Below are 2,024 nucleotides of genomic sequence, written 5' to 3' on the forward strand. Positions count from 1 at the left end.
CGCATCGATCACGAAGCACGGCACCACGCTGCCATCGGCGAACGTGAGCACCGAGATCGGTGCGTTCGGCACATAGCGCGCATCCTTGCGCACATCGCGGACGCTCGGATCCTTCTGCTTCTTCTCGAGCCAGACCAGCTTGTCGGCGAAACGCGCGCGTTCGGCACGTGTCATCTCGAGCTCGACCAGAAAGCCGCCATGGAGGGTGTCGCTGATCTCACCGTCGAACTTGCCGAATTCCCGGAAGTAGGACGTCAGGCGATCGCCGATTTTGCCGACGACGGGAACATCCAGCAGCATGCGAAAGGGCGAGACGCGCGTGGTACGGCAGGCGAAGCTCCGCAAATGACCTTCCGGATCGTACCAGTTCGGCAGCGTGTAGATACCGGGTGCCTGGATCTTGACGGCGCGCTGTTTGAGAAACCGAGTTACCAACATCGCACGCTCCTAGACTCGAAGGACTTAGGAGGACAGCCTGCCGTGGTACCGCGCCAGATCGGGGCTCGAGATGATGCGTCCAGCACGAAAGTGATGGACTGATCCAGCCAGGACGCACGGCGTCGGGAAGTGCCGATCTTCATGCGCAAAGACTGCGCACAAAATCTTAAAGATCGTTCAAAATATACGGACGGATTTTCCCAAAGGAATTCTAGCCGCGGTTCCTTTCGAAATCCTGAAGATGGGAACCCGCCGAACTACGGAGTTCCAAGCTTCGATCAGTCGAACTGTCGAAGGTCCGGCACCGCGGCGCTACATCAATATCGACGAGTTGCGGTAACCAGGGCGTCTCGCGAGAGTGCCGTAGGCACGCCGTCTCGATTGGACCGGATGCGTCGATCCGGATCACGCCGCTCGCGTGTTGCGCGTCGCGATGCCGCACCAGCCCCGACCGCCAGGCGAGCCGCGATCGAGACGACGTGGTTAATGGGACCCCGTCCGCGCGCTCCGTAGTCGTCCCGATGCCATACCAGCTCGCCTCCGCCGCGCGAAAGCAGCCTTGCGAACTAATAACGCGTTCGCCGCATTGTGCTATTTGACCGATAACACTCCGTTCACCATCGGCACAAACGACATGGCGCGCAGCCGCCATCGGTCCGGCTTTGCAAGGTCGCTTATACCATTGCTGCTTAGTCATACGCGACGGGGAAGCTTTCTTACGGCTTGTTCGCGGCCCCGGCGTATCGGTTAAGAGTAGTAACGCGTATGATGACCGCACGCATCGTGGTGTTGGCCATTGCTCTCAGCGCAGGCGGCGTCGCCGCCTACCTCGTGAGCAACACCGACAAACAGCAGCAGGCACCGGCCACACCGGTCGTGCAGCTATCGACCGTCGAGGTGCTGGTGGCGAAAGCCGACATCGGACTCGGCCAGGCGATCAAGCCCGGCGACCTGTTGTGGCAAACCTGGCCGGAAGCGGCGAGCAACATCTTCATTCGGCGCGGCGACCGGCCTGACGCGGCCAATCAACTGGTCGGATCGATCGCGCGCGCCCCCTTCATCACCGGCGAGCCGATCCGCGAACAGAAGCTCGTGAAAGCCGACGGCTCCGGCTTCATGGCTGCGATCCTGCCCGCCGGCATGCGTGCGATCTCGACCGAGATCTCGCCGGAGACCGGCGCCGGCGGCTTCATCCTGCCGAACGATCGTGTCGACGTCATTCTGTCGCGGCGCGACAAGAATCCGGATCGCGCCGGCGGTCCCGATTCCGTCAGCTCCGAGATCATCCTGTCCAACATCCGCGTGCTCGCGATCGACCAGGCGCCAAAGGAGAAGGACGGCCAGAACACGGTCGTGGGGCGGACCGCGACCCTCGAATTGAAGCCCGAGCAGGCCGAGACGCTGACCCGTGCGCGCCAGTCCGGCTCGCTGGCACTGGCGCTGCGCAGCATCGCCGACGCCAACGCAGCCGAAGCCAACAATGCCGACAACAAGGCCAGCAGGCGCGGCAACAGCGTCGAGATCATTCGTTACGGCGTCAGCAGCTCGCAAACGGCACAGAAGTGACGAGAAGGAAGAGATCATGA

The 2,024-nt window shown here is 62.2% G+C and carries 1 protein-coding gene and 1 pseudogene; one reads left to right on the forward strand and one right to left on the reverse strand.

All coding sequences use genetic code 11. The features are described from left to right. A pseudogene (locus WA702_RS27775) lies at positions 1 to 438 on the reverse strand (PilZ domain-containing protein); the annotation flags it as partial. A gap of 765 nt (positions 439 to 1,203) precedes the next feature. Between WA702_RS27775 and cpaB the strand changes: the two are divergent. Further along, positions 1,204 to 2,004 carry a Flp pilus assembly protein CpaB gene (cpaB, locus tag WA702_RS27780; RefSeq protein ID WP_425113741.1) on the forward strand — a complete coding sequence of 267 codons (801 nt, stop codon included), beginning with the start codon at positions 1,204 to 1,206 and terminating at the stop codon, positions 2,002 to 2,004. Positions 2,005 to 2,024 lie beyond the last annotated feature (20 nt).

It is taken from the genome of Bradyrhizobium sp. (genome assembly GCF_049798375.1).
In the GTDB taxonomy this organism is placed as follows: domain Bacteria; phylum Pseudomonadota; class Alphaproteobacteria; order Rhizobiales; family Xanthobacteraceae; genus Bradyrhizobium.

Excerpts from the sequence above, each read along its gene's own strand:
- cpaB (WP_425113741.1), top strand. The coding sequence starts at position 1,204 with ATGATGACCGCACGCATCGTGGTGTTGGCCATTGCTCTCAGCGCAGGC.